Consider the following 17,491-nt stretch of genomic DNA (forward strand, 5'->3'; position numbering starts at 1 on the left):
GGTGGACGCTGTGGACCTGCAACAGATCTAAAACTGAAACGGCCGCGTAGCGCTTGGCGCTCGCGGCCGTTTTTTTGTGTGGGGGAGGGGACTCAGTGCTCGCAGGGGAGGAGCACGGTGAAACTGCTCCCGCGACCGGGTATGCTCTCCACGTCGATGCAGCCGCCGTGCTCCCTGATGATGCCGTAACTCACCGACAACCCCAGTCCGGTGCCGTTGGCCTTGGTGGTGTAAAAGGGGTTGAACACCTGCCTCAGGTTCTCCAGCGCGATACCGACCCCGGTGTCGGAAACCTTCACCTCGTAATTGTCCCCGCTCCCCACCGGCGCGCTCCTGATGTCGAGCACGCCCCCCTCGGGCATCGCCTGCACCGCGTTCAGGATCAGGTTGGTGAACACCTGCCGTAGCTGGTCCTGGTCCCCTTCGACGACGGCGACTTCCTCCGCGTAGAACTCGAACACCTCGATCTTCTCCAGGGAAACCTGGTGCCCGATCTGCCCAACGATCTCGTGCAACAGCTCGTTTAGGTGCACCTCGCCGCGCTCCATCTGCTCGCGTCGGGCGAACTTCAACAGGTTGGACACGATCCGCTCCACCCGCTTCACCTGCTGAAAGATGGTATCCACTTCCTCCCGGTTGGGCGCGTCCTCCGGGACCGAGAGTTGCAAAAGCTCGGTGTTGCCGCGGATGATCGCCATCGGGTTGTTGATCTCGTGGGCCACACCCGCCGCCAGTTCGCCGATGGCCGCCAGCTTCTCGACCCGCAACAGTTCCTCGCGCGTCTGCACCAGGAGCCGGTTCTTCTCCTCCAACTCTGCGGTCCTCAACTGCACCTTCTGCTCCAGGTTCCGGTTCAGCTCGATGATGCTGTCCTCGCGCTCGGCAAGCGACTGGCTCATGTCGTTGAAACGCCCGGCCAGGTCGCCGATCTCGTCGCGCGAATCGATGGTGCTCTTCACGTCCCGCTCGCCCGCCGCCACCCGCCGCGTCAGAAGCTCCAGTTCCTTGATCGGTTGCGCCAGCTTACGTCCCAGAAAGCCCGACATCGAGACCCCGGTGAGCCCGCTCAAAAGGAGCACGAAGCTCAAGAGGACGGCCATGTCGGTCTTCACCGCCGAGTAGTGGCTCTCCAGCATCCCCACGTAGAGCGCCCCGATTGGGACCCCCTGCAGCGACAGGATCGGCTCGTAGGCAGTCAGGTGCCAGTCGTTGACAACGAAGGCCCGTCCCACCCACTTGGCCCCCTTCAACAGGACGCGGTCGTACACCGGCGCCGAGAGCTTGGTGCCGATGGCGCGGCTGCCGTCGGTGTTGGGGACGTTGGTGGCGATCCTCACGTCCCCTTGGAAGATGGTGGAGTTGCCCACGTCGCGGCCGTTTGACTTGGCCCCTTCGTAGACCACGGTCTTGATCTTGTCCACCAGCTTCTTGTTGTTGTTCAACAGCACGCCGCCGTAGAGGGCACCCACCACGTTGCCGACGGGGTCCCTAACCGGCGCGGCAACGAAGAGGAACATGGCGCCGTTGAGCGGGGCGGGCGGGGTCGGGTCGGACTTGATACCGGCCACCTGGACGTGCGCCTGGCGCACCAAGTCCTCCCCCTCCAAGGAGAGCTCGGTGGTCGGAATGATGGTGGTGCCGCTTACCAACTCCCCTTTGAGCGCGCGCGCCACAAACTGGTTGCGCAGCTTCTCGTCGCCGAACTGCTTCGGGTTATTGGCGCGGAAGATCACCTTGCCGGAGGCGTCCACCGCCGCCAGGATGTCGAGGTGCTCACTCTTGCGTACCGGCGAGAGGGTGGCCGCCAGGGCGCGCTGGTCCGCGGCCGCGACGGTCTCCGAGGTTCTGCCGAAGGATGCGGAGAGTTTCACCGCGTCGTAGAGGCGGGTCAACTCGTTCAGGTACGCCTCGCGCGCCACGGAAAGGTCGTAGCGCACCTTTTCCTGCGCCTGGGCGGCCACCTTGGCGCTCAGGATGAAGACACCGGCCATCCAGCAGATCAGGATGGCGATCGCCAGCGGGATCAGGGTCGCGACGGTGAGCTTGGTCTTGATGGGAAAACGGAGCCTGGGGATGTTCATGAGGGGATGGTGATCTCGTATTCCGCTATCTTACGATCCAGCGTCTTCCTGGAGATGCCCAGGATCTCGGCGGAGCGGCTTTTGTGGTAGCCGGTGCCGAGCAGGGTGCGCTCGATGTGCGCCTTCTCCATGTTCTCCAGGGAAACCAGTTGCGGCTCGGCGGGCGCCGCCGCGACTTTTTGCTGTCTGCGCCAGATAGGGAGTTCTTTCGGGGTAACCAGCGGGGTGCGGGCCAGGATGACGGCGCGCTCCATGACGTTTTCCAGCTCCCGGATGTTGCCGGGCCAGTCGTAGCCGCACAGAATCTGCAGCGCCTCCGGCGTGACGCCGGTCACCTCTTTTTTCATCTTGAGGCTGTATTTTTTCAGGAAGTGCTGGGCCAGCGGCTCGATGTCGTCCCTTCTATCGCGCAGCGGGGGGAGGGGGATGTTGATCACGTTCAGCCGGTAGTAAAGGTCCTCGCGGAACCTTCCGGAGCGCACCTCCTCCTCGAGGTCCTTGTTGGTGGCGGCGACGAAGCGGATGTCGGCGCTCTTGCTGCGGGTGGCGCCCACGGGAATGAAGTCGCGCTCCTGTATCACGCGCAGGAGTTTCGCCTGGATGGGGAGGCTCATGTCGCCGATCTCGTCCATGAACAGGGTGCCGCCGTCGGCTTCCTCGAGAAGCCCCTTCTGGTGCGTGATGGCGCCGGTGAAGGCACCGCGCACGTGGCCGAAGAGTTGGCTCTCCAGGAGGGTTTCGGTTAGGGCGGCGCAGTTGATGGAGAGGAAGCGGCGCTCGCGCCGGGGGCTGTTGTAGTGGATGGCGCCTGCGATCAGCTCCTTACCGGTGCCGGACTCGCCCAGCACCAGGATGTTGGCCTCGCTGGCCGCCACCTGCAGGGTGAGATCGTAGGTCTCCTGGAACACCGCGCTTCTGAAGATGATGGCATCCTGCAGGATGGGCTTGCCCAGCTCGGATTTCAACGCCCTGTTTTCCTGCAGGAGCTGCTCCTTCTCCAGGGCGTTCTTCAGGACGCTCAGGATCTTTTCCTTGGGAAAAGGTTTGGTCACGTAGTCGTAGGCGCCAAGCTTGATGGCCTCCACCGCGGCGTCGATGGTGCCGAATGCGGTCATGATGATGATGGGGAGCGAGGGGCGGATCTGCTTCACCTCCTGCAGCACGCTGATGCCGTCGAGGTCGGGCATCCTGACGTCTTGCAAAAGCAGGTCCGCGTCGCCGGGGTCCCCCTCGCGCAGCCGGCGCAACAGTTGCGAACCGGCGTTGAAGGTCTCCACCGAGTACCCCTGGGTCTGCAACAGCTTCTTCAGGTAGATGAGGATACCTTCCTCGTCATCGCAGATCAGAATTCTTTCTTGTGTCATTTTGGGGCGTTCCTCGCTTCTTTCCCGCGCCGTTGCTGAAGGTCCCGTCTTGGACAAAATGTCACACATTTTGACAAAACGACACATTTGTTAATTAAAGTTAATCTTGTCGAAATTCCCGACTGGCGCAGACAACATTATCATTTCGAAGGTTTACGGTACACAACTATTTTTGCCGTAAACGTTTACGGGCTGGCATGCCTATTGCCGTATACGCGGTGCTTATTAAGCGTCGACGACGTTTATCATGGAAAAAGGAGAGATTCAACATGGCTGTTTCACGACGGGAGTTTCTGCAGGGGGGGGCGGCTGCTGCAGCGCTGATCCTCTCCGGCAAAAAAGCGGAAGCGGGCGGAGCAGACGGCTCGCAGATGCGCACCAAAGGGCTGAAAAGCTCGACCACCATCTGTCCTTTCTGCGCGGTGGGCTGCGGCCTTGTGGTTCATACCAAGAACGGCAAGATCGTCAACATCGAGGGGGACACCCAGCACCCGATCAACCAGGGGGCTCTCTGCTCGAAAGGCAGCGCGCTGTTCCAGGTGGCCAACAACGAGCGTCGTCTGCAGAAGGTGATGTACCGCGCCCCCGGCAGCGACAAGTTCGAAGAGAAGTCGTGGGACTGGGCCCTGGAGCGCATCGCGCAGAAGATGAAAGATACGCGCGACAAGTCCTTCAAGGCCAAAGAGATCAACAAGAAGGACAACAAAGAGTACGTGGTTAACCGCACCGAGGGTATGGCATTCCTGGGCGGCGCAGGTCTGGACAACGAGGAGTGCTACCTCTGGAGCAAGTTCGCCCGCTCCATGGGGGTCGCTAACCTCGAACACCAAGCCCGAATATGACACTCCGCTACAGTCGCCGGTCTGGCGGCTTCGTTTGGACGTGGGGCAATGACCAACCACTGGATTGACCTGAGGAACGCTGACGCGATCCTCGCCATCGGCTGCAACCCGGCCGAGAATCACCCGATTTCCATGAAATGGATTGAGCAGGCGATGGACAACGGCGGCAAGCTCCTCGCGGTAGATCCCCGTTTCACCAGGACCGGCTCCAAAGCCGACCATTACGCGCAGATCCGTCCGGGCACCGACATCGCCTTCCTGGGCGGCATGATCAACTACGCGCTGCAGAACAACATGATTCATGAGGAATACGTGCGCGAGTACACCAACGCCGCTTTCATCGTGAACGAGAAGTACGACTTCAACGAGGGGATCTTCTGCTCCTTCGACGACCAGGAGAAGACCTACGACCCGAAGGCCTGGGCCTACGCGGTCGACGGCGCCGGCAACCCCAAGCGCGACCACAGTCTGAAGGACCCGCGCTGCGTGTTCCAGCTCCTGAAGAAGCACTACTCCCGCTACACCGTGGACATGGTCTGCAACATCACCGGCACCAAGAAGGAAGATTACATCGCCGTTGCCAAGGCCTTCTGCTCCACCGGCCGTCCGGACAAAGCGGGTACTATCCTCTACGCGATGGGCATCACCCAGTCCACCCACGGCACCCAGAACGTGCGCGCGACCGCCATGCTGCAGATGCTGCTCGGTAACATCGGCATCGCCGGCGGCGGCGTCAACGCGTTACGCGGCGAGTCCAACGTCCAGGGTTCCTCCGACTACGGTCTGCTCTTCCACCTGCTGCCGGGCTACCTGAAGTCCCCGGAGTTCGACAACGTCGACCTGAAGGCCTACCTCGAGAAATGGACCCCGAAGACCAAGGACCCGAAGAGCGCCAACTGGTGGGGCAACACCCCGAAGTACACCGTGAGCCTCCTGAAAGCCTGGTACGGCGACAACGCCACCAAGGAAAACGGTTTCTGCTACGACTACCTCCCCAAGAGAAGTGGCAACTACTCCTTCATGAAGCTGATGGAGAAGATGGGCAAGGGCGAGCTGCAGGGCCTCATCTGCATGGGCCAGAACCCGGCCGTGGGCGGCCCGGACTCGCTGAAGACCCGCGAGGCGCTCGGCAAGCTCGATTGGCTCGTCACCGTCGACCTCTGGGAGACCGAGACCTCCATCTTCTGGAAGCGCCCCGGCGTCAACCCGAAAGACATCAAGACCGAGGTCTTCATGCTGCCGGCAGCTTCCTCCGTCGAGAAGGAAGGTTCCATCTCAAACTCCGGCCGCTGGGCCCAGTGGCGCTACAAGGCCGCCGAGCCGGTCGGTGATGCGAAGAGCGACCTCTGGATCATCAACCAGTTCGCCACCCGCGTGAAGAAGGCCTACGCGAAAGGCGGGACCTTCCCCGAGCCGATCACCAAGCTCTCCTGGAACTACGGCCAGGGCGAGGAGCCGGAAGTGCACATGGTGGCCAAGGAGATCAACGGCTACTTCACCAAGGACATGACCATCGTCGACAAGGACAAGACCCTGGAGTTCAAGGCCGGCGACCAGGTCCCGATGTTCAAGTACCTCCAGGACGACGGCTCCACCGTTTCCGGCTGCTGGATCTACTGCGGCTCCTACACCAAGGAAGGGAACCAGATGGCGCGTCGCGATCTGGCCGACCCGACCGGCCTGGGCCTGTACCCGAAGTGGTCCTGGGCTTGGCCGGTAAACCGCCGCATCATCTACAACCGCGGTTCGGTCAACCCGGACGGCATGCCGTTCAACCCCAAGCGCGCCGTCATCACCTGGGACGCCCTTGAGAAGAAATGGAAGGGCGACGTGCCCGACGGTCCCTGGCCGCCGATGAACGACGCCAAGGAAGGGAAGTACCCCTTCATCATGCTGCCCGAAGGCCACGGTCGTCTCTACGCCCTGGACATGAAGGACGGTCCGTTCCCCGAGCACTACGAGCCGGTGGAAAGCCCGGCCAAGAACCTCATGTCGAAGACCCAGACCAACCCGGCCGTCAAGATCCCGGCCAACATGTCGAGCGACACGGCGAAGTACCCGTTCGTCGGCACCACCTACAGGATGACCGAACACTGGCAGGCAGGCGCCATGACCCGTTCGCTCCCCTGGTTGGTTGAACTGGTCCCGACCATGTTCGTCGAGATCTCCCAGACGCTCGCTCGCGCCAAGGGGATCAGCAACGGCGATATGGTGAAGGTGACCACCGAGCGCGGCTCCATCGAGGCGAAGGCCCTGGTCACTTCCAGGCTGAAGCCGTTTAGCGTGCAGGGGAAAGAGGTAGAGCAGGTGGGTCTCCCCTGGCACTTCGGTTATGCAGGTCTTGCTACCGGCGACTCCGGCAACGTACTTACGCCGTCGGTCGGTTGCGCGAACACGAGCATCCCCGAATTCAAGGCATTCCTCTGCAACATCGAGAAAGGGGGTAAACGCGCATGAGCAGCGAGAACCAAGATTTCAACAAAAGCAAAGCATTCTTGATCGACATGACCAAGTGCACCGGCTGCCGTGGCTGCCAGGTCGCCTGTAAGCAGTGGAACCAGCTGGGCGCCGAGAAGACCGAGTTCTTCACCGGCGAAGGCTACCAGAACCCGCCGCTCATGTCGGAATACACCTTTACCCGTATCAAGTTCCGGGACTACGAGAAGAACGGGCAGAACGAGTTCGCCTTCTATAAAGAGATGTGCATGCACTGCAACGAGCCGGCCTGCGCATCGGTCTGCCCGGTAGGCGCCTTCAAGAAGACCAAGGAAGGCCCGGTCACCTATGACGCGGAGCGCTGCATCGGCTGCCGCTTCTGCATGGTCGCCTGCCCGTTCGGGGTGCCCAAGTACGAGTGGAGCAAGGCGCTGCCGCTGGTAAGAAAGTGCACTGGCTGCTACTCCAGGGTGAAGGAAGGGCAGAAGCCTGCCTGCGCCACCACCTGCGTTTCCGCCATCACCTACGGCAACCGCGACGAGATGATCAAGGAAGCCAACAAGAGGATCGCGGCGCGTCCCGAGAAGTACCTGAAGAAGCTCTACGGCGCGGAAGAGGCGGGCGGCACCTCGGTCATCTACCTGACCGCGCTTCCCTTCGACGAACTGGGCTTCAAGCCGGTCACCAAGCGTCCGCTCCCGTCCTACACCTGGCAGGCGCTGCGCCTGGTCCCGGGCATCTTCTTGACCGTCGGCAGCTCGCTGTCGCTGCTTTCCTGGTTCAACCATAGGAAGGAGAGGATCGCCAAGGAAGAGGAGCAGAGAAAATCCGGCGCTACGCCGAAGGAGGAGAGCTAGATGACCGCTGCAAAGATAATCGTTAACGAGATCAAGGGATACCACCGCTTCGTTAAGTTCCTGATCGTCCTCGTGTCCTTGGGCGCGCTCGCCTCCCTGGCCCGCTTCGTCTTCGGCCTGGGCGTCACCACCAACCTGAACGACACCTTCCCGTGGGGTCTCTGGATCTCCTTCGACGTCGTCACCGCTGTTCCTCTGGCGGCTGGCGCCTTCACCCTCGGGGCCATCGTGCACTGCTTCCACATCAAGAAGCTCGAGCCGCTGGTGCGTCCGGCCATCGTGACCGGCTTCCTCGGTTACTCCCTGGTCTGCGTAGGCCTCTTGCTCGACCTGGGCCAGCCGCAGCGCTGCTGGCACACCATGGTGTACTGGAACCCGCACTCCCCGATGTTCGAGGTTTCCATGTGCATCGCCGCCTACACCACCGTGCTCTTCCTCGAGTTCCTGTCGCCGGTGTGCGAGAAGTTCGGCTACCACGTACCGCTGCGCCTGCTGCGCACTATCGAGATGCCACTGGTCGTTGCTGCGGCTTCCATCTCGACGCTGCACCAGTCGTCGCTGGGCACCTTCTTCCTGATCGCGGTCGACAAGCTGCACAGCCTCTGGTACAACCCGCTGCTGCCGCTGCTCTTCTGGCTCTCCGCCATGTGCGCCGGTATCTCCATCATCATCGTGGAGGCCACCATGAGCCACAAGTACATGGGGCAGCCGGACGAGAGCGAACTGCTCGAGACCCTTGCCAAGATCCTTCCCTGGGTCATCACCGTGTACCTGACCGTGAAGGTGTTCTCCCTGGTGGCACTCACCCAGGGGCCGCTCTTCAACCGTCCCGGCCTTTTGGTGCTCTTCGCCGTAGAGGTCGTCTGCGGGGTCCTGCTGCCGCTGGTCATGCTCATGAACGGCAACGTGCGTGAGAACAACCGTCTGCGCGCCACCGCCGCCTGGCTCGTGATCGCAGGCGTCATCCTGAACCGCTTCAACGTCTCAATGTTCGGCATGGAGGCTCCGGGAACCTTCTACTACCCGTCCTTCATCGAGTCCGTGGTAACCATCGGCATCATCGCGGCGCACATTCTGTTCTTCGTGCTGATCGCCAAGTACTTCCCGATTTTCGAGCACCACCCGGAGACCGTCGACTACTCGATCCCGGACCACTTCCGCAAGACCGAGAAAGGCCACGCACACGGTGCCGCCAAGGCTTAGTGAAAGTTGCAGCAACAGTTTGAATCTTACCAAGTAACAGCTTAGAAGTACGATGAAACCCTCCCATAGTCCCCTCTCCCGCTTAAGGCGGGGGAGGGGCAGGGACGGGGACGACACAAGCTCAGATCTAGATTCAAGGAGTCCGCAGGTGGCAACCATTTACAGTTTCAAGAAGGGCGTCATGGAGCAGGTGGAAGGCGGGGTGGTCAACGAGTACCCCCTGCAGCTGGTGGTGAACGGGCGCGAGATGGCGACCCTGATTGCTTCACCCCACGATCTGCGCTTCCTGGTCGCCGGCTTCCTGCGCCTGCAGGGCTTCGTCTCCCAGGTCGAAGACTTCCTGGCGTTGGCCATCTGCCAGGACTTCGGCGCCGCCAGCGTCACCATCCGCGGCGAACTCCCCGAGCGCCTGAAGCCGGTGCTCACCTCCGGTTGCGGCACCGGGATCAGCTTCAACATGCCCAAGCCGGTCCAGAAGTCAGGCCCGTCACGGGTGCACGCACCCGAAACGATCTTCGCCCTGATGAACCAACTGGCTCAAAAGTGCGAAGGGTATCAGAACCACGGCGGGATGCACTCCGCGGGCGTGGGGAGCGATACGCTGCTCCTGCATGCCGAGGACATCGGCCGCCACAATACCATTGACAGAATCGCCGGCGAGGCCCTTCTGAAGGGAATCTCGCTGGCTGGAACCATATTGGTCACCTCCGGCCGCGTCTCGACCGAACTGGTCGCCAAGGCCTCGCTTCTGGGGATCGACCTGATCGCCTCGCGCACCTCGCCCACCGACATGGCGGTGAAGATGGCCGAGGAGGCCGGCATCACCCTGGTGGGCTATGTGCGCGCCGACAGCTTCAAGGTCTACACCCATCCCGAAGCGATCAGCATGTCCGGCTCCGCGAAGATCGCCGGCGTTACCGGCGTGATCCTCGCCGGGGGCGCTTCCAGCCGCATGGGGAGCAACAAGGCCCTTCTGCCGCACAAGGGGGGGCGCTTCATCGAGAGCATCTACCGCGAGCTTGCCGAGATCTTCCGTGAGGTGATCCTGGTGACCAACACCCCGGAACAGTACCAGTTTCTCCCCTGCCGCAAGGTCGCCGACCTCTACCCCGGCATGGGAGCGCTCGCCGGCATCCACGCTGGACTGGCCCAGGCGAACACCCCTAGCGTCTTCACCGTCGCCTGCGACATGCCGCACCTCGATCCGTCGCTTATCAGGTATATCGCCGGGCGCCGCGGTGACTGCGACCTGGTGCTCCCGAAGAGCGAGCATGGTTACGAGCCGCTGCACGCGCTGTACAACAAGAGCGCGCTCCCCGCGATGGAAGAGTGCCTCACCCAGGGAAAGCGGCGCATCGTCTCCATCCTGCCGCAGTTGAAGGTGAACGAGATTTCTGCCGGCGAGGTGGCCGGATTCGATCCGGAGTTCGATTCCTTCAGCAACATCAACACCCCGCAAGAATATTACGAGTTGAGAAACGGCGACAAGGTGAGGGCGGTCATCGAGAGCCTCGCGGCCGCCGAGCAAGCACACAAAGCGCAGGCCTAGCCCAGGGGGCTGCCTGAACCAAGAGGCGTCAACGCAACAGCTCCCCGGCGCGGGAGTTCAAAGGAGAAGGTAAATGTTTGGATTCGGTATGCCGGAAATGATCATCGTGCTCGTAATTGCCCTCGTAGTCGTTGGTCCTGCCAAGCTCCCCCAGCTCGGCCAGGCTCTCGGGAGCAGCATCAAGAACTTCAAGAAGGCCTCCACCGGCGAGGACGTGGTCCAGCTGAACGAGGAGAAAAAGGCCTAGCTTTAGCTGGTCGCATCAATACTTTCAAGGCCCTGGGCGATCCGGGGCCTTTTTTTTTAACGAAAGTTCTCAAGGAGGAGGGCCCGTCTGCCGATCTAATTGACAACCGGATAAGAAACCGGTTCTGCGGGTTCGGTGGTGCTGAGAGCTGCCGTGTCGTGACAAGGAGAGGAAAATGTTGACGCAGTGGCATGATGACATGGCGACGGGTAGCGCAGCGATAGACAAGCAGCACAAGGAACTGCTGCGGCGTGTTGACGATCTGCTCAAGGGGGCGAAGAGCAGGAAGGGCGCTGAAGAGATCGGCAGGTTGATGTGGTTTCTGAAGAAATACGTCAGGTGGCACTTCCGGGACGAGGAGAAGCTGATGCTCGAAGCCGGCTATCCCGGCTACCATTCTCACAAGATCCAGCATGAAATCTTTTTCCGGGAGGTGCTGCGCCTCGAATCGCTGCACGCCGAGCAGGGGGACAACACCCTGATGATCGTGGCTGTCATCTCTGCCATGTGCGAGTGGCTTCGCTCGCACTTCAACAAGTTGGACAAGGAATTTATCGAGTTCCTGAAAGATACCGGCCAAATCGGCAGCGGCGGGAATGGGGACGAAAACGGCGAGCCGTAGCTGCTTTTCTGCCACGCAAAGAGCTGTGCAATGACAAATAAAGGGGAGCCCGGACCGATCCGGGCTCCCCTTTTGCGTCAATTGGGAAGGAGAGGTTTACGAGCGGTGCACCGCCAAAGGTCCCCAGGCCTGGTGCACCGACATCACCTCGACGCTGTTGATGTTGACCCGTGCCGGCACCGATGCCACCCAGACCACGATGTCGGCGATGTCCTCCGGACGCAGCGGTTCGGTCCCGGTGTAGACTCGCTGCGCCTTTTCGTCTTCCCCTTTGAAGCGGACCTTGGAAAATTCTGTTTCCGCCATGCCCGGCTCGATGTTGGTGACTCGGACCGCGGTCCCCAGGAGGTCGGCGCGCAGGTTCCTGGAAAACTGCTGCACGAAGGCCTTGGTGGCGCCGTAGACGTTGCCGCCGGGGTAGGGCCAGCTCCCCGCGACCGACCCGATGTTGACGACGTGGCCGCGGTTTCTGGCCACCATGCCCGGCAGGATCGCGCGGGTGCAATACATCACCCCTTTCACGTTGGTGTCCACCATGGTTTCCCAGTCCTCAAGCGACGCCTGGTGCGCGGGCTCAAGCCCCAGGGCTAGCCCGGCGTTGTTGACCAGCAGATCCACCTCGGCGAACTCGGGGGGCAGCGCGGAGCAAGCGGCGGCCACCGCGTCACCGTCGCGCACGTCCAGGGTCAAGGTATGCACCTTGGTTTTGCCGGCCAGTTCCTGCTTGAGCGCCTCCAGTTTCTCTGTGCGGCGCGCCGTCAGCACCAGTTTCCAGCCAAGCTCTGCCAGCGCCCGGGCGCAGGCGGCGCCAAATCCCGACGATGCTCCTGTAATGAGGGCACACTTCTCCATTTTCTTCCTCCTGGGCGCAGTCGCGCTGTTGCGGGCGCTATATTAATTTAGATCGTCGCCCAACACAAGGCGTAGCTTGCCTCACCCGCATCGTTTGCTTGCGGCCCCCCTCGTTGTGATCCGGCACATCGCCGAAGTAATTCCCATGAAAAAGCTTGGAAAAGCCATTGCTGCACCTCGACAATCGGGTAAAGTATTCCAGTTGTTTCACTTGGAGAATACAATATCTAATGAGCCCTGCGGGGCAGAGCGAGCGGGAGGTGCACGCCATGCGCAAGATCTCTCATAGCTGCGAAGTACATGCTGCGCTTGATACCGTGTGGAAGCTTCTTATTGAAAAAATGGAACAGCCACATTCCTACCTGCCTGGGGTGAACCAGTCGCGCACCCTGCAGCATTACGGCAACGGTCTGCTGCGTGAAATCAGGGGCGAAGGGCTCCTGATCAAGGAAAAGGTGGTTCTCGACAAGCCCCACGGTGAGGTGCGCTACTTTCTCCTGGAACACCCGCTCTTCACGGGTCGGGTGGTGAACCGCGTGGTGCCGTCATCGGTGCAAAGCCCAGTGGCACCGCAGGTGCTGACCATCGAGGTGGAGTGGGCGCCTAAGGACGACCAGGCTGAGCGCATGATCAGAAGCGACCTGCCGGAACAGATCCAAAGAGAGGTGATGAGCTTGAAAGAAAAAGCGGAAGCAATGGAAGCGCAAGAGGCAAAACCGCTGGCGACCTCATACGCCTTCGGCATCACCATGGCGCTCCCCTTTGCCGATGCGCTACCGAGGGTGCACCAGGAGTTGCAGCGGGAAGGGTTCGGTGTGCTGTTCGAGATCGATGTGAAGCATAAATTTAAGGAGAAGCTCGACAAGGATTTCCGCAACTACCATATCCTGGGGGCCTGCAACCCGGGCTTGGCTTTCCAGGCCTTCGGTGCCGAGATCAACATCGGCACGCTGCTCCCCTGCAACGTGGCCGTCTATTCGGTCAGCGAGTCCCGCACCGTGGTGATGGTGATGGACCCGGTGGCGGGGCTTGCCCTGGTGGGGAACAGCCAGTTGAACGAGCTCTCGGTCACGGTGAAGCAGAGTCTGCAGCGGGTCATGGCGGGGCTGCACCCCGTCGCGGGTTGAAGCCATGATCCGGCTAAAGAGGATATACGACGAACCGGCGGTGCAGGACGGGGTGCGCGTGCTGGTGGACCGGCTCTGGCCCCGCGGGATATCCAAGGAAAACGCGCGTCTCGACCGTTGGGAGAAGGAGCTGGCACCCTCGGATGAGCTGCGCCGCTGGTTCGGGCACGATCCCGAGAAGTGGCAGGAGTTTCGGACGCGCTACCGCCAGGAACTGGCGGGGCAGGGGGAACTGCTTAAGGAGTTGACCGGGCTCTGCGCCCGAAACACCGTCACGCTGCTCTATGCGGCAAAGGACGAGGAGCACAACAACGCAGTCGTACTGAAGGAACTCATTGACGACTCCAGCATCGGCTGATCAGGGGGACAGGCATCTACGGAGCCAGTTCCCGGCCGCGGTAAGTACGCGGTTTAGGAGGCTAAGATGGGAGACAATCTCGCTAGAAAGATATTGAAGGAACACCTGGTGGAAGGGGAGCTGGTGCCGGGGCGGGAGATCGCGATCCGGATCGATCAGACCCTCCTGCAGGACGCGACCGGCACCATGGCCATGCTGGAGTTCATGGCGACCGGCCTGCCCCGGGTCAAGGTGGGGTTGGCGGCGCAGTACGTCGATCACAACCTATTGCAGACCGACAACAAGAACGCGGACGATCACGCCTTTCTCGCCAGCGCGGCTCAGAAGTTCGGCGTTTATCTCTCCAAGCCGGGTAACGGTGTGTCGCACCAGGTGCACCTGGAGCGCTTCGGTGTCCCGGGCACCACGCTTCTGGGGGCCGACTCGCACACCCCCACCGCCGCCGGACTGGGGCAGCTCGCCATAGGGGCGGGCGGGCTCGACGTGGCGCTTGCCATGGCGGGTCACCCCTTCCACCTCACCTGCCCGAAGATATTCGGGATCAAACTGACCGGGCAGTTGCAGCCCTGGGTGTCCGGGAAGGACGTGATCCTGGAGCTGCTCAGGCGCCACAGCGTGAAGGGCGGGGTAGGAAAGATCATGGAATACTACGGCCCCGGCGTCGCCACCCTCTCGGCCACCGACCGCGCCACCATCGGCAACATGGGGGCGGAACTGGGCGCGACCACCACGGTATTCCCAAGCGACGACAACGCGCGCGCCTTTTTGGAGGCGCAGGGGCGCGGCGAGATCTGGCGCGAACTTTCCGCCGACCCAGACGCCGCTTACGACGAATACGACGAGATCGACCTGTCCCAGGTGGTGCCGTTGATCGCCTGCCCGTCGTCGCCGGACAACGTGGTTCCGGTCGCCGAGATCGAGGGGCTCAAGGTGGACCAGGTCATCGTCGGCAGTTCGGTCAACTCCTCCTTCCGTGACCTGATGACCGCCTGCAAGATCCTCGAGGGGCGGCGCATCGCCCCCGGTCTCTCCTTCCACATCAACCCCGGCAGCCGCCAGGTGCTGGAGAACGTGGTGGCCGAGGGCGGCTACATGATGCTGCTCTTGGCCGGCGGCCAGGTGCACCAGCCCGGTTGCCTCGGTTGCATCGGCATGGGGCAGGCGCCCGGCACCAACCAAGTGTCGCTCAGGACCTTCCCGCGCAACTTCCCGGGACGCAGCGGCACCAAGGAGGACCGGGTCTACCTTTGCTCACCGGAAACCGCCGCCGCGGCGGGTGTCTACGGCGTGGTCACCGACCCGCGCAAGCTCTCGGAACTGCTCCCCTGGCCCGACGTGAAGAACCCGGACCGCTACCTGGTGGACGACTCCGGCATCCAGTACCCGACCGAAGACGGCAGCGCGGTCGAGATCGTCACCGGCCCCAACATCGTCCCGTTCCCGGAGTTCCCGGCTCTGCCGGACCAGCTTGACGTGGAGGTGATCATCAAGGTGGGGGACAACATCTCCACCGACACCATCATGCCTGCGGGGAACAAGGTGCTCCCGTTTCGCAGCAACATACCGGCCATCAGCAAGTTCGTCTTCGAGCAGGCGGACCCGGAGTTCGCGGCGCGGGCGGCCGAGAAGGGGGACGGCGCCGTGGTGGGGGGAGAGAACTACGGTCAGGGGTCATCGCGCGAACATGCCGCGCTGGCGCCGCGCTACCTGGGCATCAGGGTGAAGATCGCCAAGAGCTTTGCCAGGATCCATCGCTCCAACCTGATCAACTTCGGCATCGTGCCCCTGGTCTTCAAGGACCCCTCCGATTACGACCGGATCAAGCAGGGGGACCGTATCACCATCCCGCGCCTGCGGGAGTTGACCGGGAGCGGTGCCACCGAGATCCCCATTCAGGTCGGCGGCGCCGAAATTGTGACCCTGTTGCACGCCTCGGAGCGCGAGCGTCGCGAACTGGTGGCGGGGGGGCTGCTCAATTTGGTAAAGGAGGAGAACCATGGCTGACACCCTGAGGGAGCTGCTCTCCGAGGAGGAACTGATCGGCTTTTACGAGCAGATGGTGCTTTGCCGTGAATTCGAGGAGAGCTGCGCCGAGCAGTACTCCAAGGGGCACATCACCGGCTTCCTGCACCTGTATTCGGGGCAGGAGGCGGTTGCCGTCGGCTGCACGGCGGGGCTGCAGCAAAAGGACTACATCCTCTCCGCCTACCGCGACCATGCCCAAGCCATCGTGCGCGGCGCGGATCCCAAGAAGGTGATGGCGGAGTTGTTCGGCAAGGCGACCGGTCTCTGCAAAGGGAAGGGGGGCTCCATGCACCTCTTCGCGCCGCAGCTCAACTTCATGGGGGGATACGCCATCGTCGGCGGCCAGTTCCCCATCGCGGTCGGGCTCGCCTGGGGGGGGCAGTTGCTCGAGGAGGACCGGGTCACCGCCTGTTTCTTCGGCGACGGCTCCATGAACCAGGGCACCTTCCACGAGTCGCTGAACTGGGCCCGCCTTTGGGACCTCCCGGTCCTGTTTATCTGCGAGAATAACTTCTACGGTATCGGCACCGAGGTGCACCGGGCCTCCGCCCAGGCCGCGCTGCACCGGCGCACCTGCGGCTACGACATCCCCAGCGAAAAGGTGGACGGCATGGACGTTATCGCCATGTACCAGGCCACCAAGCGGGCCGCCGAGTGGGTCAGGGAACGCCAGCGCCCGTACTTCATCGAGGCGGTCACCTACCGCTTCCGCGGGCATTCCATGTCGGACCCCGCCAAGTACCGCAGTTCATCCGAGACCGACGTCTGGAAAAGCCGCGACCCGATTATCAACCTCTCGCGCCGGCTCCTGGAAGAGGGGATCGCCACCCAGGAGCGGCTCGACGAGATCACCAAACGCTGCCTGGCCCGGGTGGAGGAGAGCGTTCGCTTCGCCGAGGAGTCGCCTTGGCCCGAGGACGCCGAGGTGTGGGAGGATATTTATGTCTGAGATGACCTACCGCGACGCTATCAACCAGGCGCTTAAGGAAGAGATGCGGCGTGACAAGACGGTCGTCACGTACGGCGAGGACGTGGCGCTGTACGAGGGGGCCTTCAAGGTGACCCGGGGGCTCCTGTCGGAGTTCGGGGAGCTGCGGGTGCGGGACTGCCCCATATCGGAAAACACCATCGTCGGGGTCGCCGTCGGCGCGGCCATGGCAGGGGTCCGCCCGGTGGCTGAACTGATGACGGTGAACTTCGCCCTGCTCGCCATGGACCAGATCGTGAACCACATGGCCAAGGTGCGCTACATGTTCGGCGGGCAGACCACGGTCCCTATGGTGATACGCATGCCGGGAGGGGGAGGGAGCCAGTTGGGCGCCCAGCACTCGCAGAGTCTGGAGAGCTACTTTATGCACTGCCCGGGCATGCTGGTCGCTTACCCGGCGACGCCGGCCGACGCCAAGGGGCTCCTGAAGAGTTCGATCCGCGACGATAACCCGGTTATCTTCCTGGAGCACGAACTCCTGTATAACAGCAAGGGGGAGGTTCCGGAAGACCCGGAGTTCCTGGTTCCCTTCGGCCAGGCCGCCGTCATGACGGAGGGTGACCAGGTGACCCTGGTGGGCTACGGCCGGATGGCGATCCTCGCGCTGCAAGCCGCGCAGCAACTGGAAAAAGAGGGAGTCTCCTGCGAGGTGATCGACCTGCGCACACTGGCGCCGCTGGACATGGATACGGTGCTCGCCTCGGTGAAAAAGACCGGGCGGGCCATGGTGATCGAAGAGTGCTGGAAAAGCGCGGGGCTTGGCGGTGATATCGCCTCCCGCATCTACGAGGGGTGCTTCGACACCCTGCTGGCGCCGGTACGCCGCGTCTCCGGCCTCGACGTGCCGATGCCTTATTCACGCAAGATCGAGAAGCTCTGCATCCCGCAGGTCGATGGGATCGTGCAGGGAGTACGCGACCTGCTCAACGAACCGTACTGA

Annotated in this window: 14 protein-coding genes; 11 read left to right on the forward strand and 3 right to left on the reverse strand. The window is 62.2% G+C overall.

The features are described 5' to 3' along the window. Positions 1–92: 92 nt before the first annotated feature. Positions 93–2,081 carry a cache domain-containing protein gene (locus tag JFN90_RS08870; RefSeq protein ID WP_199394755.1) on the reverse strand — a complete coding sequence of 663 codons (1,989 nt, stop codon included), beginning with the start codon at positions 2,079–2,081 and terminating at the stop codon, positions 93–95. Next, entirely contained in the window at positions 2,078–3,445 is a 1,368-nt protein-coding gene (locus tag JFN90_RS08875; RefSeq protein ID WP_199394756.1) for a sigma-54-dependent transcriptional regulator, read from the reverse strand. The genes JFN90_RS08870 and JFN90_RS08875 overlap by 4 nt, the downstream gene beginning before the upstream one ends. Positions 3,446–3,714: 269 nt before the next feature. Here JFN90_RS08875 and fdnG point away from each other — a divergent pair, with 269 nt between their 5' ends. The 6 genes from fdnG (at position 3,715) to JFN90_RS08905 (ending at position 11,201) form a co-directional block, all read left to right on the forward strand. Continuing rightward, positions 3,715–6,744 (forward strand): formate dehydrogenase-N subunit alpha, encoded by a 3,030-nt coding sequence (gene fdnG, locus JFN90_RS08880; RefSeq protein WP_199394757.1) that lies wholly within the window; start codon positions 3,715–3,717, stop codon positions 6,742–6,744. Further along, entirely contained in the window at positions 6,741–7,580 is an 840-nt protein-coding gene (locus tag JFN90_RS08885; RefSeq protein ID WP_199394758.1) for a 4Fe-4S dicluster domain-containing protein, read from the forward strand. The genes fdnG and JFN90_RS08885 overlap by 4 nt, the downstream gene beginning before the upstream one ends. Beyond that, positions 7,581–8,783, forward strand: a complete 1,203-nt coding sequence (nrfD, locus tag JFN90_RS08890) for an NrfD/PsrC family molybdoenzyme membrane anchor subunit (RefSeq protein WP_199394759.1) — start codon at positions 7,581–7,583, stop codon at positions 8,781–8,783. It begins immediately after the preceding gene. A gap of 148 nt (positions 8,784–8,931) precedes the next feature. Next, positions 8,932–10,332, forward strand: coding sequence for a formate dehydrogenase accessory sulfurtransferase FdhD (gene fdhD, locus JFN90_RS08895; RefSeq protein WP_199394760.1), 1,401 nt, complete (start codon positions 8,932–8,934; stop codon positions 10,330–10,332). A 73-nt stretch (positions 10,333–10,405) separates the two neighbouring features. Next, complete coding sequence (locus JFN90_RS08900) at positions 10,406–10,579, forward strand: twin-arginine translocase TatA/TatE family subunit (RefSeq protein ID WP_015837255.1); 174 nt, start codon at positions 10,406–10,408, stop codon at positions 10,577–10,579. Between the two features lie 175 nt (positions 10,580–10,754). Next, positions 10,755–11,201 carry a bacteriohemerythrin gene (locus tag JFN90_RS08905; RefSeq protein ID WP_199394761.1) on the forward strand — a complete coding sequence of 149 codons (447 nt, stop codon included), beginning with the start codon at positions 10,755–10,757 and terminating at the stop codon, positions 11,199–11,201. Between the two features lie 96 nt (positions 11,202–11,297). On the opposite strand, the gene JFN90_RS08910 is transcribed toward JFN90_RS08905, so the two are convergent. Then, positions 11,298–12,053 carry an SDR family oxidoreductase gene (locus JFN90_RS08910; RefSeq protein WP_199394762.1) on the reverse strand — a complete coding sequence of 252 codons (756 nt, stop codon included), beginning with the start codon at positions 12,051–12,053 and terminating at the stop codon, positions 11,298–11,300. 269 nt (positions 12,054–12,322) lie between these two features. Here JFN90_RS08910 and JFN90_RS08915 point away from each other — a divergent pair, with 269 nt between their 5' ends. The 5 genes from JFN90_RS08915 (at position 12,323) to JFN90_RS08935 (ending at position 17,491) form a co-directional block, all read left to right on the forward strand. Then, entirely contained in the window at positions 12,323–13,180 is an 858-nt protein-coding gene (locus JFN90_RS08915) for a DUF302 domain-containing protein (RefSeq protein ID WP_199394763.1), read from the forward strand. Positions 13,181–13,184: 4 nt separating this feature from the next. Then, positions 13,185–13,538, forward strand: a complete 354-nt coding sequence (locus tag JFN90_RS08920) for a DUF488 domain-containing protein (RefSeq protein WP_199394764.1) — start codon at positions 13,185–13,187, stop codon at positions 13,536–13,538. A 66-nt stretch (positions 13,539–13,604) separates the two neighbouring features. After that, the gene (locus JFN90_RS08925; protein WP_199394765.1) at positions 13,605–15,542 is read left to right on the forward strand and encodes an aconitate hydratase; all 1,938 of its coding nucleotides are present in this window, start codon (positions 13,605–13,607) and stop codon (positions 15,540–15,542) included. Continuing rightward, complete coding sequence (pdhA, locus tag JFN90_RS08930) at positions 15,535–16,512, forward strand: pyruvate dehydrogenase (acetyl-transferring) E1 component subunit alpha (RefSeq protein ID WP_199394766.1); 978 nt, start codon at positions 15,535–15,537, stop codon at positions 16,510–16,512. The genes JFN90_RS08925 and pdhA overlap by 8 nt, the downstream gene beginning before the upstream one ends. After that, positions 16,505–17,491, forward strand: coding sequence for an alpha-ketoacid dehydrogenase subunit beta (locus JFN90_RS08935; protein ID WP_199394767.1), 987 nt, complete (start codon positions 16,505–16,507; stop codon positions 17,489–17,491). The genes pdhA and JFN90_RS08935 overlap by 8 nt, the downstream gene beginning before the upstream one ends.

The organism is Geomonas propionica, assembly GCF_016458235.1.
GTDB classification, from domain to species: domain Bacteria; phylum Desulfobacterota; class Desulfuromonadia; order Geobacterales; family Geobacteraceae; genus Geomonas; species Geomonas propionica.